This is a genomic window from Sorangium sp. So ce128 (assembly GCF_051525245.1).
Lineage (GTDB): Bacteria > Myxococcota_A > Polyangia > Polyangiales > Polyangiaceae > Sorangium > Sorangium cellulosum_B.
In genome coordinates this window covers 12,432,023-12,453,935 of the sequence record NZ_CP150313.1, presented here as the reverse complement: position 1 = coordinate 12,453,935, position 21,913 = coordinate 12,432,023, and the positions used below count along the sequence as shown (strand labels likewise).

Annotated in this window: 20 protein-coding genes; 5 read left to right on the top strand and 15 right to left on the bottom strand. The window is 72.1% G+C overall.

The genetic code is table 11. The annotated features are described in order from the left end of the window. Positions 1-41: 41 nt before the first annotated feature. Both WME82_RS47160 and WME82_RS47155 read right to left on the bottom strand, forming a co-directional pair. Positions 42-1,901, bottom strand: coding sequence for a S49 family peptidase (locus WME82_RS47160; protein WP_438040670.1), 1,860 nt, complete (start codon positions 1,899-1,901; stop codon positions 42-44). After that, entirely contained in the window at positions 1,894-4,020 is a 2,127-nt protein-coding gene (locus WME82_RS47155; RefSeq protein ID WP_438040669.1) for a zinc-ribbon domain-containing protein, read from the bottom strand. Before WME82_RS47155 ends, WME82_RS47160 begins: the two co-directional genes overlap by 8 nt. 494 nt (positions 4,021-4,514) lie before the next feature. On the opposite strand from WME82_RS47155, the gene WME82_RS47150 reads away from it, so the two are divergent. The 3 genes from WME82_RS47150 to WME82_RS47140 all read left to right on the top strand — a co-directional run bounded on the left by WME82_RS47150 (position 4,515) and on the right by WME82_RS47140 (position 6,855). Beyond that, positions 4,515-5,642, top strand: a complete 1,128-nt coding sequence (locus tag WME82_RS47150) for a hypothetical protein (protein ID WP_438040668.1) — start codon at positions 4,515-4,517, stop codon at positions 5,640-5,642. 190 nt (positions 5,643-5,832) lie between these two features. Beyond that, on the top strand, positions 5,833-6,150 hold the full coding sequence (locus tag WME82_RS47145) for a YtxH domain-containing protein (RefSeq protein ID WP_437742978.1): 318 nt from the start codon (positions 5,833-5,835) through the stop codon (positions 6,148-6,150). A 294-nt stretch (positions 6,151-6,444) separates the two neighbouring features. After that, complete coding sequence (locus WME82_RS47140) at positions 6,445-6,855, top strand: hypothetical protein (RefSeq protein ID WP_438040667.1); 411 nt, start codon at positions 6,445-6,447, stop codon at positions 6,853-6,855. A 215-nt stretch (positions 6,856-7,070) separates the two neighbouring features. On the opposite strand, the gene WME82_RS47135 is transcribed toward WME82_RS47140, so the two are convergent. The 4 genes from WME82_RS47135 to WME82_RS47120 all read right to left on the bottom strand — a co-directional run bounded on the left by WME82_RS47135 (position 7,071) and on the right by WME82_RS47120 (position 10,392). Then, on the bottom strand, positions 7,071-7,382 hold the full coding sequence (locus WME82_RS47135) for a hypothetical protein (RefSeq protein WP_438040666.1): 312 nt from the start codon (positions 7,380-7,382) through the stop codon (positions 7,071-7,073). A 10-nt stretch (positions 7,383-7,392) separates the two neighbouring features. Next, a complete protein-coding gene (locus tag WME82_RS47130; RefSeq protein ID WP_437742975.1) occupies positions 7,393-7,602 on the bottom strand; it encodes a hypothetical protein in 210 nt (69 codons plus the stop codon). Between the two features lie 294 nt (positions 7,603-7,896). Continuing rightward, a complete protein-coding gene (locus WME82_RS47125) occupies positions 7,897-8,610 on the bottom strand; it encodes an HAD family hydrolase (protein WP_438040665.1) in 714 nt (237 codons plus the stop codon). Between the two features lie 3 nt (positions 8,611-8,613). After that, complete coding sequence (locus WME82_RS47120) at positions 8,614-10,392, bottom strand: AMP-dependent synthetase/ligase (protein WP_438040664.1); 1,779 nt, start codon at positions 10,390-10,392, stop codon at positions 8,614-8,616. Between the two features lie 355 nt (positions 10,393-10,747). Here WME82_RS47120 and WME82_RS47115 point away from each other — a divergent pair, with 355 nt between their 5' ends. Further along, complete coding sequence (locus WME82_RS47115) at positions 10,748-12,718, top strand: serine/threonine protein kinase (RefSeq protein WP_438040663.1); 1,971 nt, start codon at positions 10,748-10,750, stop codon at positions 12,716-12,718. Positions 12,719-12,741: 23 nt separating this feature from the next. Here WME82_RS47115 and WME82_RS47110 read toward each other — a convergent pair whose 3' ends face one another. The 4 genes from WME82_RS47110 to WME82_RS47095 form a co-directional block, all read right to left on the bottom strand. Further along, a complete protein-coding gene (locus WME82_RS47110) occupies positions 12,742-13,437 on the bottom strand; it encodes a hypothetical protein (RefSeq protein ID WP_437742971.1) in 696 nt (231 codons plus the stop codon). Between the two features lie 117 nt (positions 13,438-13,554). Continuing rightward, entirely contained in the window at positions 13,555-13,914 is a 360-nt protein-coding gene (locus WME82_RS47105) for a YXWGXW repeat-containing protein (RefSeq protein ID WP_438040662.1), read from the bottom strand. Next, positions 13,911-14,873 carry a prepilin peptidase gene (locus tag WME82_RS47100; RefSeq protein WP_438045001.1) on the bottom strand — a complete coding sequence of 321 codons (963 nt, stop codon included), beginning with the start codon at positions 14,871-14,873 and terminating at the stop codon, positions 13,911-13,913. The genes WME82_RS47105 and WME82_RS47100 overlap by 4 nt, the downstream gene beginning before the upstream one ends. Positions 14,874-14,883: 10 nt before the next feature. Further along, a complete protein-coding gene (locus WME82_RS47095; protein WP_438040661.1) occupies positions 14,884-15,171 on the bottom strand; it encodes a hypothetical protein in 288 nt (95 codons plus the stop codon). Positions 15,172-15,233: 62 nt separating this feature from the next. Here WME82_RS47095 and WME82_RS47090 point away from each other — a divergent pair, with 62 nt between their 5' ends. Continuing rightward, positions 15,234-16,520, top strand: coding sequence for a formylglycine-generating enzyme family protein (locus WME82_RS47090; RefSeq protein ID WP_437742968.1), 1,287 nt, complete (start codon positions 15,234-15,236; stop codon positions 16,518-16,520). A 42-nt stretch (positions 16,521-16,562) separates the two neighbouring features. On the opposite strand, the gene WME82_RS47085 is transcribed toward WME82_RS47090, so the two are convergent. From WME82_RS47085 to WME82_RS47065, 5 genes are all read right to left on the bottom strand, one after another. Beyond that, complete coding sequence (locus tag WME82_RS47085; protein WP_438040660.1) at positions 16,563-17,012, bottom strand: YbjN domain-containing protein; 450 nt, start codon at positions 17,010-17,012, stop codon at positions 16,563-16,565. 90 nt (positions 17,013-17,102) lie between these two features. Beyond that, a complete protein-coding gene (locus WME82_RS47080) occupies positions 17,103-18,329 on the bottom strand; it encodes a hypothetical protein (protein WP_438040659.1) in 1,227 nt (408 codons plus the stop codon). Beyond that, positions 18,326-19,390: an alpha/beta fold hydrolase gene (locus WME82_RS47075; protein ID WP_438040658.1), complete on the bottom strand. Its 1,065-nt coding sequence runs from the start codon at positions 19,388-19,390 to the stop codon at positions 18,326-18,328. Before WME82_RS47075 ends, WME82_RS47080 begins: the two co-directional genes overlap by 4 nt. A gap of 43 nt (positions 19,391-19,433) precedes the next feature. After that, complete coding sequence (locus tag WME82_RS47070) at positions 19,434-19,664, bottom strand: TIGR04563 family protein (RefSeq protein WP_012241296.1); 231 nt, start codon at positions 19,662-19,664, stop codon at positions 19,434-19,436. Between the two features lie 134 nt (positions 19,665-19,798). Further along, positions 19,799-21,781: an aconitase family protein gene (locus tag WME82_RS47065; protein ID WP_438040657.1), complete on the bottom strand. Its 1,983-nt coding sequence runs from the start codon at positions 21,779-21,781 to the stop codon at positions 19,799-19,801. Positions 21,782-21,913: the final 132 nt, after the last annotated feature.

Genomic DNA, 21,913 nt, shown 5'->3' with positions numbered 1-21,913 from the left:
GACCGAGGTACAAGGCCAATCTTCCGGTGCAATCTCGCGCTTTACCGGAGCGTCACCGCGAACGGTAACACCGTGAGCGCCCTCTCTCCGGCCAGGAGAGGCGCCATGGAGGCGGCGAAGGTCCCGACCTCCGGCGCGACGCCGAGCCACTCCGGCAGGAGGACGGAAGCCATCGCCTCCCGCGCGCGCTCCTTGAGCGCTGCGCGGTCGGGAGCCCGAGCGCTGCCCTCGTTGGCCTCGTCGCCGGTCGCCAGGAGCTCCAGCAGCCCGCCGTCGTCCTGCTCGATCTCGACCGGCGCGTCCGTCGGCAGCTCCGCCAGCTCACGCGCGAGCGCGATCGCTCGCTCCAGGCCGCCGAGCTCATCGACGAGCGAGCGCCCTGCAGCCTCGACCCCGCCGAAGATCCGTCCCTCCGCCGACGGCGCGATCGTCTCCAACGGGAGGTTCCGTCCCGCCGTGATGCGCTTCAGGAACAGATCGTAAACCGCCTCCATGGAGGCGAGCACACGGGCGCGTGTGGGCTCGTCCCAGGGTGTGAGCGCCGACATGTACGCGGCGCGCGCTGCCCGCTGAGGATCCGGGTTGGCCGCGACCGTCTCTGCGTTGATCCCGATGTCCGCAAGCGCCTTCCCGACGGCGAACTTGCCGCCCACGACGCCAATCGAGCCGATGATGCTCGTCCGCTCGGCGACGATCTTGGTGCCAGCGCAGGCGAGGTAGTAGCCGCCGCTCGCGGCCATCCCGCCGATCGAGACGACCAGCGGCTTCTGCTGCCGCAGCCGCATCAGCTTCTGCCAGAGCAGATCCGAGGCCAGCGCCGAGCCGCCGGGCGAGTCGATCCGGAGCACGACCGCCTTCGCGCTCTGATCCTCGGTGAGGCGCGTGATCGTTTGCCCGAGCTCGCGCTCGCCGATCCCGTCCGACGAGCCGATGGGCATCCCCTTGGCGCTCATGGTGATGCCGCCGATCGCCGGGACGACCGCCACATGCGGCGTCCCCAGCGAGCTCGCCCCGGAGACCGAGCGGAACACGTCCACGAGGCTCCGGGAGAAGCTCGCATCGCGCGGGGCGCCGCCGAACCGAGGCACGGAGCGCTCGGTGCCAGCGAGCTTCTTCGCGTCCTCGGTCGCGGACTCGAGATCGCCGATCTCGTCCACGAGCGCCCTCGCCTTCGCCTCTTCAGGCGCGAACGGGCCGTCCTCGAGGGCCTCCCGGAGCTCCTCCTTGCCGCGCCCCTCCACGATGGCCGACAGCCACGCCTCGCGGACCCCGACGAGCGCGGACTCGAGCGATCGACGCGCCTCGGGGCTCGCCCCTTCCCGCGTGAACGGCTCGCTCGCGCCCTTGAACTTCCCCACCTGGAGGAAGTCGACATCCACGTTGAGCTTGTCGAGGAGCCCCTTCGCGAACACCAGCTGCGCCGCGATCCCCACCGTGTCGACCTGCCCGGCAGGGCTGAGCCAGAGCTTGCTGCAGGCGATGGACGCCAGCAGCATGGTCGCGTTGTTGTACTCGTCCGCGTGGCACACGACAGGTCGCCCCGCCGCGCGGACATCGCCGAGGATCCGGCCGATCTCGTGGGCCCGCGCGAACGCGAGGCGCGCGCTCCCGAGCCGCACGAGGAACCCCTTCGCGCTCGCGGACTCGGAGAGCGCTCGCAGCGACTGCACGAGCTGCGCGTGGGTCCTGCCGCTCGGCGGGCCGAAGAGCGACGCGGACGCGCTCTCGGGGAGCCCGCGCGAGAGATCGATCTCGATGACCGCCGGCTCGTCGAGGCCCGCCGCGGCGGGCGCCGGCAGCGCCGCCGCCCGCTCTCTCCCGGTGCACCCAGCCATCGATGCCGCCACGGCGAGGGCGCCGACGCCGGTCCACCGCACCCCTCGAGCTCGGCGCTTATTCATGCTTCATTCCAGGCAGATCCGAGGTGTCGATCGGCGGCGCCGTCGCTCCAGGCGCGGCGGTCGGCGGCGGATGCACGCCGGGCAGATCGCTCGTATCGATGGTGCCGCCCGGGGCGACGTAGTCGTCGGGCACGCGGCCGTCGTCCGGCGCCGCCTCCGGCCCGCGCCGAGGGCGCCCCGGCGCGGCCGGCGGGCTCGCGGGAGGAGCGCTCGCCGCGGCCTGTGGGCTCGGCGGAGGAGCGCCCGCCTGCGGGCTCTCCGCGCGCGCGCTCGACGCCGGCTCGGTGACGCCTCCAGGCTCGCCCTGCGCCTTTTCGAGCCGGTCGATGAAGGCCCGGAGCGGGCGCGCGAGCGGGTGTGGCCGGCTCGTCGCCAGCAGGCGCTCGTTCTCGGCGCGCGCGGCCGCGGGATCGCCGGACCTCGCGAGCGCATAGACGAGGAGCGCCCGCGCTCGCCCGGGGCTCTGCTCGATGCTCGCCGCCGTCCGGAGCCGCTCGACGACGGCGGCCCAGCTCGGATGAGCCTCGGCGAGATCGAGCGCGGCCAGCGTCAGCGCGCTCTCCGGCTGCGCGCTCTCGGCCGAGATCGCGCCGACGAGCTTCCGCGCGGAGGCGAGGTCGCCCTGCATGCGGAGCAGATCGATCGCCGCGCGGGTCACCTCGGCGTTCGCCGGCGCGACGCGGCGCGCGTGCTCGACCGCCTTGCGGGCGCGCTCGATCGCGATGTCGAGCTCGTGCCGCACCGTGTCCAGATCCGCGTCCCCTGCGGCGAGGAGCTGCAGCCGCAGCCACCGCACGTCCGCGTTCACCGTCTCGACCCGGGCCAGCGCCGCCGCGACGCGCGGGTCGTCCTCGGCGAGCGCGCTCGCCTTGACGAGCTTGTCCCTCGCCGTCTCCGGATCCCCTTCGGCCAGGCTCCTCTCGCCCTCGGCGAGCAGCGCCGAGACGCGATCGTCGCTCGCCGCAGGCCGGGCCTGGACGGCCGGCTTGAGGTACTTCGGCCCGAGGGTCGCCGCGCTCACCACCATGAGGCCGACGACGATGAGGCCGACCACCCACCGCGCGATCCCCGTCCTCCTCGAGGGCAGCGACGTGATCCCCGCGTCGCCGTCCCCCTCGTCGACATAGGAGGGACGCCCCTCGGGCTCCGCGGGTGCGGTCGGCGACCCCGACGTCGCTGCCCGCCGCGACGCGTGGTCCTCGGTCGCCGCGCGCGACGCCCCGCGCCTCGCCACGGGGGCTTCTTCTCCCGGGCTGTCGGCGCGCTCGATGCGCGGCGGTGGGACGCTGTTCGGCATCCGCAGCGGAACGACGCCTGCGGCGCGCCCCTGCCCCTCGCCGCCGGCGTCCGCGGGCCCGGGCCTGATGCTGCCCTGGCGCGCCTCGGCGACCCCCGCGCCGCGGAGGGTCCGCGGCTCCTGCCGGCGCGCGGGGTGCCCGTCCGGCAGCGGCGGCGCCTCTTCCGGCGGCACCACGACCCCGGGCAGCGCGCCCGGCTTCGTCATCGCCCGCGCGGGGGCGCTGGCCTCGGAGTCGTAGCCCGCGGTCTGCGCCCCGCGGCGCGGCGACGGGCGCTCCCTGCCCGACTGGACCTCCCGCACGTCCCGGACGACCGTCTCTGCGTCGTGGATGGACTCGGGGGCGGCGTCCGCGTCGCTCTCCGCCCGCGGGAGCGGGATCGCGACCGAGCCCTCGGTCTGCGCCGGCGCCGGACCGCCGAGCCCTGGAGGCGTCAGCGACCTCGAGCGACCAGGGAACGGCGAGGGCCCGCCGATGCCCAGCGCGGTCCCGGCCATCACGATGCTGCCCGGCCCCTTGAAGAACGGCTCCAGCTCCGCGATCGACCCGAGCCGCCGCGGCCTCGCGTTGCCGCGCGAGATCACGTCGTCGCGGGTGATCTGGCCCTGGGTGATCGCCGCCTGGAGCTCCCGGAGCATCTTGAACTCGAGCTCCCGGCCGCCGAGCGTGCGCACCACCCACTTCTCGGGGAGCGCGCCGTCGGTGCGGCGGACCTTGAACTGGAAGCCGCAGTTCGTGCACTTGACCGTCGTGCCGCGCTCCGACACGAGCGCGTCGTCGAACTCGTACTCGGTGCTGCAACGCTCGCAGGTGACATCCATCTGCTCGACCGGTCCCCGTGTCCTCGCGAACGGCTGGCCCCCCAGGCGCGAGCCTGCCGGGGTTCCTCGTTCGGAGGTAGCCGCCCGGAACTCGGCGGAACGGTAGCACGGGTTCCCCTGTGCGCCCCAAAGCGTCGCGCCGCGCCGCGCCGTCCTCCGCTTTCCTGCGCGGTTCAGGGTTCGCGGTCCCCTGCGGTCCCCCTCCCCTGCGGTTCCCCTTCCCCTGCGGTCCCCCCGCCCCCCGATGTCGCGGCCGCCGCCACGTGACCTCCGCGCGGCACGGCACATCGGGGCCGGGCCGCGCCGCGCCACACGCGGGCCACATGCCGACGTGAACGCGGCTTCACGGCGAGCGCGCGATCGACCGAAATGCGCCGCGACTTGCCAGGCTTGTGTGGGGCATGTCGCTTGCTACGCTCGTCCGGTCGCGACCGTCACGCGCGAGGGCGCGGCTCCTCGACGCCGGGCGGCCGAATGCTTTCGGGAGACGGTGAATGAAGCGACTTACTCTGCTGGGTCTCGCGAGCGTGCTGGCGCCCCTCCTCGCGGGTTGCCCCATCTACGACGACGACGCCGACAGCCCCTTCTGTGATGCAGTCGTCGAGGACTGCACGCCTGGCATCCCGAGCGGCTGTGACGGGCCAGCCGACTGCTGGATCAACGAGACCTGTGGCGAAGACAACAAATGCCACATCGGCGACTGCACGACCTGGGGGTGTAGCCGGGGCTTCGAGTGCGTCATCGCCGACGACCACACCGCCGCCTGCGTCGCGAGCGGCTCCTCCGGGGAGGGGGGCAGCGGCGGGGCCCCCGGCGGCGTCGTGTACTGCGGCAACCCGGACGACTGCGCCGATGGCGAGACCTGCGCGCCGGATGGCACGTGTCAGCCCGGCAGCTGCGACCAGGTCCTTCCGAGCGGCGAGCCGCTCGGCTGCATCCACGGCTATGTCTGCGAGGGCGACGAGGCCGATGCGACCTGCGTGCCGGCGACCCCGGCCGCGTGCGGCGCCGACGCCGACTGCGCCCGCCTCGGCGCGGACTACCTCTGCGTCAGCGGCATCTGCACCGCGCCTCAGGACCAGTGCTTCGATCAGACGCAGTGTCCGGTCAACGACAAGTGCGTCGAGGGCAAATGCACGCCCGCCTGCAGCGAGGACGCGGACTGCCCCAGCAGCTACCGTTGCGACGCCACCCTCGGCATCTGCTCCCGCCCTGTGCAGCCCTGCGTCATCACCGACGACTGCGGCGGCCCCTCCGCCGTCTGCGTCGACGGCGCCTGTGTTCCGAGGAGCGACGGCGCCGCCTGCCCCGAGGGCGACGTCTGGGTCGAGAACGGCTGCATCCCGAATCAGTCGAGCAACTTCGTGTGTGGCGAGGATGGAGCGCAGGACGTCTGCGCGCCGGGGTCGATCTGTCTGCACCACAGCTGCTACATCTCGTGCGACCAGCCGAACCCGAACGCCTGCGACAACCAGCCGCCCTCGCTGAGCGAGTGCAGGACCGTGGCGACGTTCTCCGGCGAGCACCAGGTCTGCGGGTCGAGCGAGAACCTCGGCGGCGACTGCGATCCCGAGACGCCCTGCAGCGAAGGCAAGATCTGCATCGACGGCTTCTGCCGGTAACGCCGCGGCGCTCCTCCGCCGCGATCGCTCCTCGGGGCAGGGCAGCCCCCTGCCCTGCCCCCTCCGTGCGCAATATGCCCTTGGCATGCGCGCTGCCTCACGTCCCGCCGGTCACTGTTCCAGCCACGTGAATCCACGCTGAGGGATACGCGTTACGCGCCCCCACGCGATACGAACCGACGGAGCCACAATGAAGGCAAACGATCTCGTCAATTACATGGCCGACATGTTCCCCTACAGGAGAAGGAGCTCACTCGATTGGATCGTTCCCCTGTCGGTCGGGCTCGGCCTCGGCGTCGCCATGGGCGTCGGGGTTGGCGTCCTGGTCGCGCCGACGTCAGGTGACGAGGCTCGCCGCCGGCTGCGCGACAGCACGAGCCGGCTGCGCGAGCGCGCGGAGAGGGCCAAGGAGCGCGCCCTGGGCGCTGCGCAGCGGACCCAGGACCAGATCCAGGAGAAGCTCCAGGAGAGCACCGGCTCGTACTCCAACGAGCTCGGCGCCCGCTGAGCGAGCTCCAGGGGGGCGCGAAGGCGCCGCACCGCCCACGCGCGGAGCGGCGCCTTCCATCATTTCCCGGGATGTGCTCCAGCAGCCGAGCGACATCTGCGCAGCCGGAGCGGCACAAGCGATGCTTTTCCGAGAGCAGATGGATTGAACGAGACACCTCGCGAACCGCGGCACAGGGGCACTCGTCGAATGATGTATTACCGGACGCTCACTGCATTCTTCCCAGGTCGCACGGAAGCCGCGGGCGCACTTGGCCGCCTCCTCGCCCTGGGCGTCGCGGCCGAGGACATCAGCATGGTACCCAGGCAGCACTCCCGTCTGGACGAGATCGAGCTCACGATCCACAGCAAGGCGTCCGAAGGGGCCGCCCTGGGCGCTGTGATCGGAGGGCTCGTCGGGGGCACGCTCGCGGCGATCACGGCAGGAGGCGCGCTGATCATTCCGCGGCTCGACGCGTTCCTGGCGGGGCCCATCGTCGCGTGCCTCGCGGGAGCGGGCGCCGCTGGCGCTGCCGGCACCCTGCTCGGCGCCGTCCTCGGCGCGCGCCTGCCCGAGTACGAGGCGCGCCGGCTCGACGACGGCTGCGCCGGCGGCGGCGCGTTGCTCTCCGTGCGGTGCTTGCCCGACGTTTCCCGCAGCGTTGAAGAGGTGCTGAGCGAGAGCGGCGGTCGCCGCATCCGCAAGACCTGCAGCCGCAGGACCTGAAGGAGGACCCTGCGCCCGGCGTGGCGTGGCCCAGCGATCTTGCGAACGAGCAACGATCGAGCCGCGATCCACGTGCGGACGCGGCCGGGACGCGCCCGTGATGAAACCGCCAATCCGCCAAGGGCGCCGAGAAAAACCTCAACAATCTTGGCGTCCTTGGCGGTTCAAACGACCCCACCTTCAACCAAGGTAACGCGCAGCAGGTGCCTGCTGGATCACGGCGACGAGCCGAGATGGCTCTGGGACCGCGTCTGCTCATCGAGGACGAGCTCGACCGCCTGGGCCAGCGCGCTCTTGACGTAGCTGCGCGTCGCGAGCGACCCGAGCCTGCTGAGTACGCGCGGCGTCAGGCCCCCGCCGAGCAGGAACCCCAGCCCAGCCGCCGCTGCGATCGCCACGTGCGGGTTGTCCCGCGCGAACGCCGAGACCGCCCGCTTGACCTCCGCCGCGTCGAGCCGGCTGAGCGCGTCGTTCACCACCTCTCGCGCGTCGCGCTCCCGTTCGACCTCGACCTCGCGTGCCGTCATGATGACCTCCTCAACTCAACCGTGTAACGACCCGCCCGATCAGGTAGCCCACGGCGGCCACCGCGAGGAGCGTGGCGACAGGGCGCTCTTGCACGAGCGAGACGAGCCGCTCGTCCGCGCGGCGGACCTCGCCGAAGAGGCGAGGGACGGCGGCGGGAATGTTCGCTCGCCGCTCCCGGCGTCCGGACTCTTGTTCGATGTCTGCATCGTTGGCGATCATCGTGAACCGGTCTCCAGCAATGCCCGAACCACCGCGCGACGTGCATCGGCTGCACGATCCGGAGACCGACCCACCGGCGCGGGGCAGCAGGACGAGGAGAGCCAGCGGAGAAGCGCGCGCGACGAGCGCGGGGCGGAGCGCCTTCCGGGACGTTCGTGCTCACGGACGGAAGGGCGAGCGCGCGACGCCCGCGTCGACCTCGCGCGCGAGCGCCGCGCTTGCGGGCCGCGCTCGCCAGGTGACGGGCTCATGGAGATCGCTGGCCGCACGACGGCGCGCGGCGCAGCGCACGCGCTAGAGGCGGACGCCGAACGCCCGGAGCGCGCGGCGCAGCGCCTCCGCGCCGTCGCACACCGCCACCCGCTCGGCCTGGGACACCTCCGCAGCCCGCGTCGGGTCCCCCTTGAACCAGACGGCCCGCATCCCTGCCGCGAGGGCGCCGCCGACGTCGGCGGCGAAGGAATCGCCGACGTGGACCACCGCGGCGAGCGGCGCACCGAGGCGCTCGGCCGTCCACGCGAAGATCTCCCTGCCCGGCTTCTCGAACCCGAGCCGCCCCGAGTCCGCCACCGCCACGAAGTGCGCCGACCAGCCGAGCTCTTCGATCAGCTCCTCGAGCCGGCCCTCCGAGTTCGACAGCACCGCGACCGGCACGCCGGCCTGCCGGAGCTCGATCACGACGTCGATCATCCCCGCGATCGGCCGGCGCCAGAGGTTCTTCCGGGGCTGCTCCGTCCAGAGCCAGTCGACCGCCGCGTCGAGCGCGCTGGCCTCGACGCCGCCCGCCTCGAGCAGGCGGCGCATCATGATCTTCCACGGGTGGCCGCCGAGCCCGCGCTGGATCGCCTCGTTGTACGCGCGCCAGCCCTCGTCCACCGCCCCGTCCAGCCGCTCCCGAGGCGCGGCGATGCCCCGCTCGGCGAGGCGGGCGGAGAGCAGCCCCGTGTCGAGCTCCACCAGGGTCTGGCCGAAGTCGAAGGAGACGGCTGTAGCAGGCTCGTTGCGCATGAATTACTCGGCGTACATCGCCTCGATCTCGCGCGCAAAATTCTGGCTCACATTGCGCCGCTTGATCTTGAGCGTCGGCGTCAGCTCGCCGTCCTCGATGGTGAAGCCGCGCGGCAGGATCGAGAACTTCTTGATCGTCTCGACCTGCGCGAGCTCGCCGTTCACCTCGTCGACGGCCCGCTGCACGGCCTCCCTGATCTCGGGCGACGCGTGCGAGAGCTCGCGGCCGAGCCCGCGCTCGGCCGAGAGGCGCTTCACCGCGTCGGGGGCCAGCACGAGCAGGGCCGTGAGGAACTTGCGCCCATCGCCGACGACCACCGCCTCGGCGATGAGGTCGTGGCGCTTGAGCGCCTCCTCGATGTTCTTGGGCGAGATGTTCTTTCCGCCGGCCGTGATGAGGATCTCCTTCTTCCGCCCGGTGATGTGGAGGAACCCTTCCTCGTCGAATCGGCCGAGATCCCCCGAGTGGAGCCAGCCGTCGACCAGGGCCTGCGCGGTCGCCTCGGGATCCTTGTAGTAGCCGAGGAACACGGTCGGCCCCTTCACGAGGATCTCGCCGTCGTCCGCGATCTTCACGTCCATGCCTGGCACCGACGGCCCCACGGAGCCGAGCTTCGTCCTGCCCGGCAGGTTGTAGCTCGTCGCGCCGGTCACCTCGGACTGGCCGTAGACCTCGGTGATCAGGATGTCGAGCGACGCGAAGAACTCGAGGACCTCCTTCGCGATGGGGGCCGCGCCGCTGCTGAACGCGTGCGCCCGGCCGAGCCCCACGGCCGCCTTCACCTTCGCGTAGACCAGCGTGTCGAAGGCGCGGTGCTGCAGCGCGAGCAGCGGCCCCGGCTGCTCGCCTCGGGCGCGGAGCTCGCTGTGCTGGAGCCCGACGCGCCTCGCCTGATCGAGCATGATTTTCTGCAACCCCTTCGCGCCGGAGAGCTTCGCGTCGATCCCGTCCCTCAGCTTCTCCCAGACGCGCGGGACCCCGAAGAAGGCGGTAGGCCGCACCTCCTTGAGGTTGTCGGCGAGCGCCGCCATCGACTCGGCGAAGTACACGGCCGCGCCGACCGAGGCCGGGATGTGGATCGTGAACATCTGCTCGGCGACGTGCGAAAGAGGCAGGTAGGAGAGCGCGATGTCCCGGGACGAGCTCGGGATGAGGCGCGCCGCCATGTCCGCCGAGCGCGTGAGGTTCTCATGGCTCAGCATGACCCCCTTCGGCGGCCCCACCGTCCCGGAGGTGTAGAGCAGCGTCGCGAGGCCATTCGGCTCGAGCGCGTCGAGCCGCTGCTCGAGCAGCTCGTCCGAGACGCGGTCGCCCCGCGCGAGGAACTCATCCCAGGCCAGGATCCGCGGATCGCCCGCGGGCTCCGCGCCCCGCATCAGCACCACCCACGAGAGCCGCGGCAGCCGATCCCACTGGCTCAGCACCTTCTCCAGCTGGGCCCTGTCCTCGACCAGCACCACCTGCGACCCCGCATGGCGCACGACGTGGCGCACCTCCTCGGGCGAGCACGTCGTGTAGATGCCCGCGGGAGCGCCTCCGATCGCCATGCAAGCCACGTGGAGCACCACCCACTCGGGCCGGTTGAAGCCGAGGAGGCTGACCGTGGCGCCGGGCTCGAGGCCGAGCGCGAGGAGCGCCTTGCCGGCGCGCCGCGCCTCGCCCGCGTACTCCCGGAAGCTGGTCATCCTCCAGAAGCCCCCCTCCTTGACGTAGTGGGCAGGAGCCTCGGGACGCGCCTTCGCCTGGCCTAGCAGGCGCCGCGGTATCGAGTCACAGGGCATCGGGCTACCTCGTTCAGGGGCAAGCGTGCGCAATCACAGGCGAATTTTCCTGCACCCGCCCGGGGTCCGGGACCGCCTGGGGGAGTGGCGTCCCGCACAGTAGCAGCAGACGCCGCGGCGTTCTGAGGGTGAAACGTTCCCGCCGGGCGCTTCTGTCCGGCGGCGCTCCGAGCGCACGCTCGGCGGATCGCGCGCTGGAGCAGGCCGAGCGCGCGGCGGTCCTCGCTGCGGTTACGGGCGGGACGCCGGCTCGCCGTCACGGGCGAGCCGCTCCTCCTCCGCCCGCTGCCGCGCAAACGCTGGCCCGCGCTGTCGTCAGCTTGACTGCACGTCTTTGGATCAGGACCATTCGGCGGTGGGCGAGCGCAAAGGGACGATCGAGGAGGCTGACTGGGCGGCGGACTCCGCCCGCAGCAACGAGCTCGCCGCCTCGGGCCCGCCGGAGCGCGTGCGGGCAGCGATCGACGGCGGGACCCTGGTCTCCAGGCAGGGGCTCGTCCCCGCGCCCGAGCCCCCGCCCACCGTCCAGGTGCGGCGCCCGGATCGCGACGCCACGACCACGGTCGGCCGGGACGCGCCGCCGGACGCGCAGGCGTCGCCCTCGGATCGGCACGCGCGGAGCTTCGGAAAATACCGGTTCATCGCGACGCTCGGGCACGGGGGCATGGCGGACGTGCACCTGGCGGTCGCGGTGGGGCCGGCGGGCTTCAGCAAGCTGCAGGTCATCAAGCGCCTCCGGCCCAACATCGCCGACGAGCCCGAGTTCCGGGACATGCTGCTCGACGAGGCCCGCCTCGCCGCCCGCCTGAACCACCGCAACGTGGTGCAGACCAACGAGGTCGGCCTCGCGGACGGCGAGTACTTCATCGCCATGGAGTACCTCGACGGGCAGCCGCTGAGCCGGGTGATCTCCCGCGCGCGAGAGCAAGCCCGGGCGATCCCGTTCGCCATCCAGTTCTGGATCCTCAGCGAGGTGCTGGCCGGCCTCCACTACGCCCACGAGCTCGTCGACTACGACGGGACGCCGCTCAACGTCGTTCACCGCGACATCAGCCCCCACAACATCTTCGTCACCTACGACGGGCAGGTGAAGATCGTCGACTTCGGGATCGCGCTCGCCGCGCACCGCCTCGTCGAGACGCAGACCGGAACGATGAAGGGCAAGGTCGCGTACATGGCGCCGGAGCAGGCGTTCTCGCACTCTTCCCAGATCGATCGGCGCGCGGACGTCTTCTCGGCCGGCGTCATCCTCTGGGAGATGCTCGCCGGCCGCCGCCTCTGGCGTGGGCTGTCGGATCCGCAGATCATCTCGCGCCTGATGCGGGACATCCCGGACCTGCGGTCCGCGCGCCCCGAGGTGCCCGTCGAGCTCGCGCGCATCTGCGCCAAGGCGCTCGCGCACTCGCCCGACCAGCGCTATTCGACGGCCGCCGCCTTTCGCGCGGAGCTCGCTCGCTACACGGAACGCCTGGAAGAGCAGGTGACGGCCGAGCAGCTCGGCGCGCTCATGCGCGAGCTGTTCACCGGCGAGCGGTCCGAGATCCGGGCGATCATCGATCGCCAGCTCAAGCAGCTGCAGGAGCACGGCGCGGAGGCGGGGAGCGCGGGGCTCGCCGGCCGCGCGCCGAGGCTGCCGTCGCTGCCAGGGCGCGAGCCGCTCGACTCGGATCCTCCCGCGCAGGAGGAGGGCGCGACCACGGGCTCGTCGCCGTCGGCGCCCACGCGCGCCCTCCACCGCTCGAGCCCCCCGCAGGCGACGCTCCACGCCGTCGTGCGGACCGAGCCGGCCACGGCCGTTCAGCCCGCGCCGGCGCCGCGGCGCTCCCGGTTGCCGCTCGTCGCGTTCGCAGCGGTCATCGCGCTGGTCGGCGCCGCGACGCTGTACCTGAAGCTGCGCGATCCGGTCCAGCAGAGCCTCCGCGTGGCCCCGCCGCCGGCCCAGAGCGCGCTGCCCGCGCCGGAGCCCTCCCCGCCATCCGCCGCGAGCAGCGCTCCACGCGAGCAGACCGACGCGTCGCTCCTCCGCGCATCGATCAAGGCGAGCCCCGCCAGCGCGAAGATCTTCGTCGACGGGGTGGAGCTCCCCTCGAACCCGTTCGACGGCAAGCTCATCAAGGACGGCGCGGCGCACCGGATCGAGGTCTCCGCGCCAGGCCACACCGCGCAACGACGGATGCTCGTGTTCGATCGGGACATCGAGCTCGAGGTGACGCTCTCCCACGCGCAGCGAGGGCCGGCCCCCGCGGCCACGGCGACCCCGAAGATCGTCAAGCCCCCCGCCGAGGCGGATCCCACCGTCCCGCCGCCGAAGCCCGATCCCTACTGACGCGCGGGGCCCGCGGGCGGCCGTTACAGATCCTGGTAACCGATCGGCGGCTCGACGAGCTTCGCCGCCTTGGCGACGCCGCGGAACACGTAGTCGGAGTAGCTGTAAGGCCCGTCCGACCACACGAGGAAATCGTCCGCGAGCACCCCGTTGGGCGCTCCCTCGCAGAGCTCCGGCGCCGCCACGACGGGCCCTTCGTTGTAGATCGGCGCCGACGCGTTGACCGCCTCCTCGGCCTCTTCCATGGCGGCCAGCGCGCCGGCGTGCCGGTCGGCGTCGAGCTCGTCGACGGGGTAGAGCTCCCAGTCGAGCATCACGAGCTCCGGGTGCGGGGGCTCGTTCGGGGCCGACGCGAAGGGGGCGTGCGTGGCCTCGGGGAGGCCCGTCCGCGCGAGCGCCTCGATCAGGCGGCTCCTGTAGCGCAGCGCCGCGTCATCCGGGGTCCAGAACGCCGTGAGGGCCGCGATCACGTCCTCGGTCTTCGCCTCGCGCCACAGCGAAGGGTCGCGCGAGCCGAGATCGAGCGCGCGCTCCTTCCGGAGGCGCGCCTGGAAGGCCGACGCGTGCGGCGCGAACTCCGGCAGCTCGGCCAGGGCGTGATCGACGGACCAGTGGAGCCGATGATCGACCTCGCGCACGTACCGGTGCTTGCCGAGGGCGCGGAGGAGTCGGGCGATTTCGTCGGGTGTGCGCGCTGCGAACGACCAGGCAAGCATCATGGGGCAAGGCTCATCGATCCGTGCAGGGGATGGCACGCCGAGCTGGCTCGCCGATGCCGATCGGGCGGCGGGCACCTCGGCACGGGGTGAATTCCCATCGCTCGGACGCGGTGTCGATCACTTCTTGCCGGGGAGGTGCCACACGCCGGCGAACCACACCAGGGATCCGTCTGCGCGGCGCACGGTGGTGGCAGGCGCGAAGTACGCGCCCGGCGGGACGGGCTCCCATCGTCCCTGCTGCCACGCCCAGCGGCGGCTCCGCCACTGCCACTCGCCGTCGATCCACACGTCGCCCGGCCGCTCGGACGGCGAGATGATCTCGACCCGCGCAGGCGGCGGAGGGTACGGCACGACCACCGTCGTCTCGCTCGGCAGGTGAGGGCCGGTCGGAGGCAGCGGGAGCGAGCTGCCGCAGCCCGCGAGCACGAGGAGCGACGCGAGCGAGATCCCGAGCGCGCGGCGCAGAGCGGCGTTCATCCTGCGTCGATCCAGGAGAGGTACGCGTCCAGGACGTCGCGGCCGACGAGCAGGCACTCCAGCGTCGCGAGCGCGAGGAACGGGCCGAACGCGATGCGGGCCTGGCCGAACCCTTCGCGAGGCTCCTCCGCGAGCGGATCTTGCGCAAGCTCTTCCTCGGCGGCGGCCCGCTCCTCGGGGGACATGGCCGCGAGCTCGGCGCGGATCTGCTCCCGCTCGAGGCGCACCGCCTCGGGCTCCTCGATGCTCCCGCGCAGGAGCAGCATGGCGATGGCCATGATCGAGCCCTGGATGGCGCCGGCGCCGAGGACGAACAGGGCGCCCCCCCAGCCGAACCACGCGCCCGCCAGCATGAGGAGCTTGGCGTCGCCGAGGCCCATGCCGACGCGGCCGCCGCGGATCCGCGGGTAGATCACGACGAACGGGAGCCAGACGATGCCGAAGCCGACCGCCGCGCCGACGAGGGCGTCGACGAAGCCCATCGACCGCAGCGACGCGGTCGCGACGCCGAGCACCGCGCCGCCGATGGTGATCGAGTCGGGGATGAACATGTGCTCGAGGTCGATGAACGTCGCCGCGAGCAGCCCGAGCGCGAGCGCCAGGTCGGCGGTGTACGTGGCGAGCGCGTGGAGGGCCGGCGTCGTCCCGGGGAGCCGGAGGAGGATGACCTCGATGATCGCGAGCGAGAGCAAACCGCCCGCCGCCTCCACCAGGGGATACCGAGGCGACACGGGCGCACCGCAGCAGCGAGCGCGGCCGCGCAGCAGCAGGTAGCTGAGGACGGGGATGTTGTCGTAGGCGCGGATCGGCGCGCCGCACGCCGGGCAGCACGAGCCCGGACGGACGACGCTGAGCTCGCGCGGGACGCGATGGATGACGACGTTGAGGAAGCTCCCCCAGAGCAGGCCGAAGCAGAGCCCGAAGGCGCGCAGGAACCACGGAGAGAAATCGGCGAGCATCACCTGGGGCTCACGTCCTCGGGCTCGACGCGGCGAGCCGGAGCATCATCGTGAGCGCCTGCTCGAGCTCCGCGATCGTGGGTTGCACGGGGTTCTCGGCGAGCGCCGCCTTGAGGTCGACGAGGCGGCCGCCGAGCTCCTGGTAGTGACGGCGCACACCCTCGGTCGGCGCCTCGGCGACCCACCGCCTCACGACCTCGCGCAGCTCGTCGAGATCGCTGCCAGCGAGGAGCTGCGCCATCTGCGAGGCCATCGGATCCGGTGCGCCGCTCACGCCCTGCCCCATCCCGGCCAGCATAGCGCGGGCACTTTGACGGGCGAGGGGTCCTGCGACATAAGGCGAGGCGCTCACGAGGAACCGTGCCGACGAGGACGCCTGCCGTTGCCCTGATCCTGCTGGCCGCCGGCATCGCCGGAGGGGCCGGCTGCAGCCGCGCCGAGCAGCGAGAGCCCGGGGAGAAGCGCGCGGACGGAGGCGCCCCCCAGGCGCCCGCGCCCCAGGGGAAGGTGCTCGAGGCGGCCGAGAACGAGTCGCCCGCCGCGAGCGCGACGCCGCGGGCCGGCGCCGCGGCGGCCGGGCCCGCGCGGATCGAGATCCCTGCTGGAAAGCTCGTCGCGGGCAGCACGCCCGGAGACAAGGGGCGCGATCCGACGCTCGAGCCGGCGTTGCTCGACGTCGAGCTGGGCGGCTTCACCGTCGATCGCGCCCTGTACCCGAACGATCCTGCGCAGGCTCCGCTCACCGGGGTGACGCGGGCGCGCGCCTCGGAGCTCTGCCAGCAGGCCGGCGGGAGGCTGTGCACCGAGCTCGAGTGGGAGCGCGCCTGCAAGGGCCCCGAGGGGACGCCCTACGCGGGCGGCGCGGCGTGGGACCCGGCGTGCGCCAAGGCGCCCGCGTCGTGCGCATCCGGGTTCGGCGTCGTCGGGATGGGCGCTGCGCTGCGCGAGTGGACCGCGAGCGACATCGCGCCGATCGAGAACCTCCAGCCCAAGGCCGCCGCCGTGCGCGGGGCCACGGCGAGCGCGAGCGCCGTGGATCACCGGTGCGCGCGCCGCGCGGCGGTCGATCCGGCGGTGACGGGCGACGACATCGGCTTCCGGTGCTGCCACGGGGCGCCGAACGCGGCGTCGATCCCGTCGCCGCAGTGGCAGCAGACGTTCCGGCGCGCGGAGATCGGGCCGCAGCAGGTCGCAGAGCTGCTCGCGTCGGTGCCGCAGCTGCGCGACCTCGGCGGGCAGATCTCCTTCTTCAAGGAGCCCGACGACGCGAACGCCGTGCTCAGCCGGGGCCGGACGCGGCTCTCCCCGAGCGGCGCTCCGGCGAGCCAGCCGGAGGCGGGCCCGCCCCCGAACACCACGCTCACGACGTCTCCGCTGCTCTGGAACCCGGTCCCGGGCGAGGAGGTGCTCGTCGTGACGGGAAAGGCCGACGACGACGCGTTCATCGTCGCGTTCCTGAAGCTCCCTGGAGATCGCTACCGCATCGCGTCGTCGCTGCTGCTCAAGGACGATCCGGGGCCGCTCGCGCTCGGGTTCAACGGCTACGTGCGGCGACGGCTCGCGTGGGCGACCTGCTGGGACTGCCGCGGCGAGTCCGGCAACATCACCTACCGGGACGACAACCGCGTGGTGATCACGCAGAAGTGACCCCGCGGCGGCGCGGACCGGACATCGACGCGCCCCGGCGCCTCAGGTGTCGGCGCCGAGCAGCGTGTGCTGGTAGGTCGTGCCGTATTCGATGATCCGCTCGACCGCGTCGACGAACTCCGAGCGGTCGAGCGACTCGGTGGGCAGCTCGGCGCACAGCAGGATCTCGTTCCGATCATCGAGGGCGAACTTGGCGACGCGCATGTCGCGGTTGGCCTCGAGCAGATGACGGAGCAAGCCGAGCACCTGGCCGGTGTCCTCGGCCAGGGTCGGCATCGCAGCGCCGCCCTGGGCGTCGCATCGCGCGTCGAGCAGATCGAGCACGCCGAACATCGAGAGCACGACCCAGTTCTCGGTGCACTGGACGTAGAACGGAGGGAGCTCGACGACCCCTTCCTCGCGCGGACGGATGCGCAGGGTCGAGGGCTTCGTCAGCTCGGCGCTGTAGCCGATCTCCTCCGTCCAGCGCTGCAGGGTCTCCACGTCGATCACGGGTGACGTGATCGCCCTGCCGCCGCCGGAGATCAAGATGCGGCGCGCTGGAAGCCCCCTCGCAGGGGCAAGCGACGGAGGCGAGGGGCGCTAGAGGCTGAGGACGGCGTCCTCTCCCCGGTCGGCGAGCTTCGCCGCGATCAGGCTGAGCAGCGCTTGCCTCCGCTCCTCGAGCTCGACGAGCGCGCGCGGCGGCACCAGTTCCTCCTCGATGCCGCCGGGGCGCAGCGCCGCGGCGGCCTCCTCGGGGCCGAAGCGCGCGAGCGCATCGCGGAGGGCCCGGGGGAACCGCACCGCTTCCACGAGGCGCTCGAGCTGCCGATCGAGCTCGTGCGCCTTCACGTGCAGCGGGAAGGCGCTCGCGTTGGCCTCCAGGCTGAGCGCTCCCGCGTGCACGTCGATGACGATCTCCTTCCGGAGCCCGTTGCCCGCCAGGTAATCGAGCACCAGCACCTCCAGGTAGTCGCGGAGGATGACCGCGCGCTCGCCGCGGACAGGCGACGGCGACCGAGCCCAGCGCGCCCACACGTCGAGCTCGGGCGCGTCGTCGAAGCGTACGGGCCGCCGGCGAGGCGAGAGCCAGCGCGGGCCGGGCGGACCGGGAGCGGGCGCGAGGACCAGCGCGTCGACCGTCCCGTCGTTCATGACGGCGAGGCGACGCAGCAGCTTGCGTGCGTTCGGCTCTCGGCCGAGGAGCGCCGCGAGGTCGCCGATGCCGATGCGTCGCGCCGCTGCCGCGGGCACGACATGCGCGCCGAGCGCCCTGGCCATGCGGTAGAACGCGAGCGGGCGCCGGAACGCGAGCGGGGCCTTCTTCTGCGCCGGCGCGAGCTTCACCTTCACCTCGCGCGGGGCCGCTCCTTCCGCGGGTGCGGCCAGCGAGAGCGTCGCCTCGAACCGGCCGTCAGCCACCTTGCCCGTGAGCCGCAGCGCGCGCAGGGGAGAGCGCTGGAGGGCGCGCGCGACGCGCGCTTCCCCCGCGGCCCAGGCGCTCGACGCGGGAGGCGAGCGCTGCTCGGCCGGCGAGCGCGCATCGGCTGGCGAGCGCTGCTCGGCCGGCGAGCGCGCATCGGCCGGCGAGCGCGCATCGGCCGGCGCGCGCGCCGTGGGCGCGCCGATCGCAGGCGCGCTCTCCTCGTCGACGAGCGCAGCGATCGCGCCGACGGACCCGTCGCTGCGCTCGGACGACGGTCGCGCGCACGAGACCGCGAGCAGCGCCGCCGCGACGAGCATGCGCGGCGCCCCCACGCCGCCGAGGCGCCGCAGCGGTCCGCGCGCCGATCCGGGGGCGCGCAGGTAGCGCGCACACCGGCTCATCCGTCCTTCGCGAGCCCGCGCGGATGGTCCGGCGAGGACCCGCCCTCGGCTAGACGCTGCGACGACGCCTCCTCGGCCAGCGACCGCGAGCGCCCGTCATCCGTCGCAGCCTGCGAGCCTGACGCCCGCGCGCTCGCCCCGAGCGACGCGCCGCCGATGACGCGCTCCAGGAGGAACTGCTCCACGCGCTCGATGACCATCTTCTTGCGCTCCAGCGGGACGACGTGCGTGCCGCCGTTCACCATCATCAGCTCTCCGCGCGGCAGCGCCGCCGCCATCTCCTCTGCGAGCCGAGGCGGGGTGAACGTGTCGCGATCGCCCGCGATCACGAGCGCGGGCACGTCGATCTGCGGGAGAAGATCGAGCGTCGAGTGCTCGCCGGCGCTGCGCAGCATGTGGAGGAACATCGAGAAATCGATGTCGACCATGTGCCGCATGTACGGCAGCAGATCCGCCGGTGTGACCGCGCTCGCGTCGACCTCCCGCGTGAGCAGCGCGATCCGCAGCGCCATCGGCGCGGGCACGCGGCTCCAGATCGCGCGCGCGATGTGCGGGTACGCGTCGACCTGCTCGATCAACCGCGGCAGGAGCTGCGCGAGCACGTCCGTGCCCTTGAAATGGTGCGTGATCCTGCCGGACGAGCCGCAGATCAGCACGAGCCCGCGCACCCCCTCGCGGTGGGTCCGCAGGTGCTCCAGGACGACCTGGCAGCCCATCGAGTGCCCGAAGAGCACGACGGGGCCGTCGCCGATCGACGCGCGCACCGCAGCCAGATCGCTGGCGTGATCGCGCAGCTCGACCGCCTGCGGATCACCAGGCAAGCTGCTGCGACCGTGGCCGCGATAGTTCCAGTGGGCGACGTTGACCGTACGGGCCAGGTCGTCCCAGAGGTACTTCCAGATGAAGCCGTCGCACGCGATGCCGTCACAGAGCACCGCGGTGAGGCGTCCCGAGCCCGCCCCGACCCCGCTGACCAAGCTTCCGCTGCCGCCGGGACCTTCCCGGTAGCGGACGTAAATCCGCGTACCGTCCTTCCCGGCGGCGAAAAGCTCTCGACCCATCGATCCCCGAGCGACGCGGCTTTACGCGAGGCTCGCGGCGATGTTAGTCGCCGCTGTCCTCGTCGTCAGCCACGTCATTGACACTCGGAAGCTTTTTGATGTCTATCCGCGCCAGCTTCCACGCGCGCTGCACAACCCAAGAAAGCGAGCGATCGAGCCGCGCCGCTTCCTCCTTGATTTCCTGCAGCATCGACTCCGGAAAGTAGAGGCTCTGCTTCCGCTTGTCCGTCTTCGAGGCTTCGTTGTTTTTCGCCAGCGTGTCCTTGTCGGTCATACGCTCTTGGGGCTCCTCCCGATCCGCCACAGAAGAGCACCTTAGCGTACGGTGCACTTCCGTGGAAAGCATTCGTTTTTCCATGATGCCGATTGCGGCCACTATGTGTGTATTGCCGCGATAGGCGCTCTGCGTCATGATTCCGGGAATGCGATCTTCCCCGCAATCGCGCTCGCCGCGACGATGAGGGGACTGGCCAGGTAGACCTGGCCGGGCCCGCTTCGCCCCGGGAAGTTTCGGTTGATGGCCGAGACCGTGACCTGTTCCTTGCGGTCGGATACACCGGGACCGGCCTTGATGCACGCGCCGCAGGAGGGGTCGACGAGCTCGGCGCCGGCTTTCTCGAAGATCTCGAGGTAGCCCTTGGCTTCGGCGTAGCGGCGGATGTCCTGCGATCCGAACTGGATGTAGAGGTGCACGCCTTCAGCGACGCGCTTGCCCCGCTCGACCGCCTGGCGCAGCACGGACGCGTACATGTCCATGTCGGCCTTCTTGCCGCCCGTGCACGAGCCTCCGTACGCGATGTCGATCTTCACCGGACCGCCGGCGGCCTCATCGAGCGACCGCAGCGGCACGCCGTTCCTCGGATCACCCGGGGTCGCGACCATCGGCTCGACCGACGCGAGATCGACGTCGAACGTCGCCATGTACTCCGCGCCGGGATCCGCGCGCACGATGCGCGCGCGCACGTCCTCCGCGACGAGCCCGCGCTGCTCGACGAGGTAGCGCACGATCTCCTCGTCGGCCTCGATGATCCCCGTGAAGCCGCCCGCCTCGACCGCCATGTTGGTGAGCGTCGCCCGCTCGTCGAGCCCCATCGCGCGGACGCCATCGCCCGCGAACTCGAGCACCTTGCCGATGCCCTGGCCCGTCTTCCAGAACGGCTGCGAGAGCAGGAACAGCATCACGTCCTTCGCCGTGACCCCCGGCCCGAGCCGCCCGGTCAGGTTGAAGCGCACCGACTGCGGCACCGCGACGCGGACGTCGCGCGTGAGCCACGCGTTCGCCATGTCCGTCGAGCCGACGCCGAACGCGAAGCACCCGAGCGCCCCCGCCATGCAGGTGTGCGAGTCGGTCCCCGCCACGATCTGCCCTGGCAGCGCGAGCTCCTCGATCACCTTGTTGTGGCAGATGGCCTCCGAGCCCACGGTCCTGCCGTCGCGCTCGACCTCGCCGTACAGCTTGATCCCGTGCCGCTCGGTGAAGGCCTGCTGCACCGTCGCGAGCGAGGCCGCCTGCTCCCGCAAGCCGAGCCTGAGGTGCGCCTCCGGCATCACGCGATCGAGGAACGTCAGGTGATCCCGGAAGGCGAAGACGCTCTCCGGCTCGGTCACGACCGCGTCCGGCCCGACGCCCGCCCGGAAGAGCGACTCGGCCATCGGCGTGACGTACTCGTGCGAGAAGCGCACGTCGATGCGGGCGAAGAGCGCGTCTCCAGGCTTCACCGCGGGGACGCCGATCTTCCCTGCCCGGGCGTCCACGATCGCGTGCGCCGCGATGATCTTCTCGCACAGCGTCATCGGCCGCGGCGGCGTGGCCAGGGTGGGCGGCGAGACCTCGCCGGCCATCCGCGCCTTGTTGTAGGCGAAGAGGCCACCGTACTCGACGACATCGGCGCTGATCGGGTCGAGCCCGCGGGTGAACTCGCCGATCGGGATCTCGTCGCCCCGCGCGATCCGGTCGAGGAGCGAGAAATCGGTCGTCGTGAGCAGCCCGATGTTCTGGCAGTTCTGGCCGTAGATCTTCTCGATGCTGCGCGCGACGACGATCTGGATCCCCGCCTCGCGCTCCGAGTACGGCGCCGTCTCGCGCGAGCTGCCGCACCCCTTCGAGCGCCCGCTGACGATGACGCCGAAGCCGCCGTTCTTGATGGCGTCGCGCTCGATGTGCCCGCCGCGCAGCCCGACCAGGCAGTAACGGGCGAGCGTCTCGTCGTAGTAGTAACAGACCCAGCCCGGCGTGAGCTCGTCGGTCGAGATGTTGTCGATCAGCGCGTGCTGCTCGGGATCGAAGCGAAGCTCGCCGCCCGCCAGCTGCTGCTTCAGGAGCGCCGGGTCCTCGGTCAGGTAGAGGGTCCTCCCGGTGACTTGAACGGACTTCCGGCGGGGGATCGGCATCTGCACCTCGGACGCCCCGGGACGCGCGGCGCGCGCTGGGACCTCTCCACACCTAGTCGCTCTGGGCGGAGGCGCCAACGGCGGTCTTTGCCGGCGCGCGCGGAGCTCCGCGCGCCTTACGTCGAAGGCAGG

Bases quoted from the DNA above. Each gene is read 5' to 3' on its own strand.
- WME82_RS47065 (WP_438040657.1), bottom strand. From the start codon at position 21,781: ATGCCGATCCCCCGCCGGAAGTCCGTTCAAGTCACCGGGAGGACCCTC.
- WME82_RS47135 (WP_438040666.1), bottom strand. From the start codon at position 7,382: ATGACGGCACGCGAGGTCGAGGTCGAACGGGAGCGCGACGCGCGAGAG.
- WME82_RS47120 (WP_438040664.1), bottom strand. From the start codon at position 10,392: ATGCCCTGTGACTCGATACCGCGGCGCCTGCTAGGCCAGGCGAAGGCG.
- WME82_RS47150 (WP_438040668.1), top strand. From the start codon at position 4,515: ATGAAGCGACTTACTCTGCTGGGTCTCGCGAGCGTGCTGGCGCCCCTC.
- WME82_RS47125 (WP_438040665.1), bottom strand. From the start codon at position 8,610: ATGCGCAACGAGCCTGCTACAGCCGTCTCCTTCGACTTCGGCCAGACC.
- WME82_RS47080 (WP_438040659.1), bottom strand. From the start codon at position 18,329: ATGAGCCGGTGTGCGCGCTACCTGCGCGCCCCCGGATCGGCGCGCGGA.
- WME82_RS47070 (WP_012241296.1), bottom strand. From the start codon at position 19,664: ATGACCGACAAGGACACGCTGGCGAAAAACAACGAAGCCTCGAAGACG.
- WME82_RS47140 (WP_438040667.1), top strand. From the start codon at position 6,445: ATGGTACCCAGGCAGCACTCCCGTCTGGACGAGATCGAGCTCACGATC.
- WME82_RS47160 (WP_438040670.1), bottom strand. From the start codon at position 1,901: ATGAATAAGCGCCGAGCTCGAGGGGTGCGGTGGACCGGCGTCGGCGCC.
- WME82_RS47100 (WP_438045001.1), bottom strand. From the start codon at position 14,873: ATGCTCGCCGATTTCTCTCCGTGGTTCCTGCGCGCCTTCGGGCTCTGC.
- WME82_RS47110 (WP_437742971.1), bottom strand. From the start codon at position 13,437: ATGATGCTTGCCTGGTCGTTCGCAGCGCGCACACCCGACGAAATCGCC.
- WME82_RS47105 (WP_438040662.1), bottom strand. From the start codon at position 13,914: ATGAACGCCGCTCTGCGCCGCGCGCTCGGGATCTCGCTCGCGTCGCTC.
- WME82_RS47075 (WP_438040658.1), bottom strand. From the start codon at position 19,390: ATGGGTCGAGAGCTTTTCGCCGCCGGGAAGGACGGTACGCGGATTTAC.
- WME82_RS47095 (WP_438040661.1), bottom strand. From the start codon at position 15,171: ATGCTGGCCGGGATGGGGCAGGGCGTGAGCGGCGCACCGGATCCGATG.
- WME82_RS47155 (WP_438040669.1), bottom strand. From the start codon at position 4,020: ATGGATGTCACCTGCGAGCGTTGCAGCACCGAGTACGAGTTCGACGAC.
- WME82_RS47145 (WP_437742978.1), top strand. From the start codon at position 5,833: ATGAAGGCAAACGATCTCGTCAATTACATGGCCGACATGTTCCCCTAC.
- WME82_RS47130 (WP_437742975.1), bottom strand. From the start codon at position 7,602: ATGATCGCCAACGATGCAGACATCGAACAAGAGTCCGGACGCCGGGAG.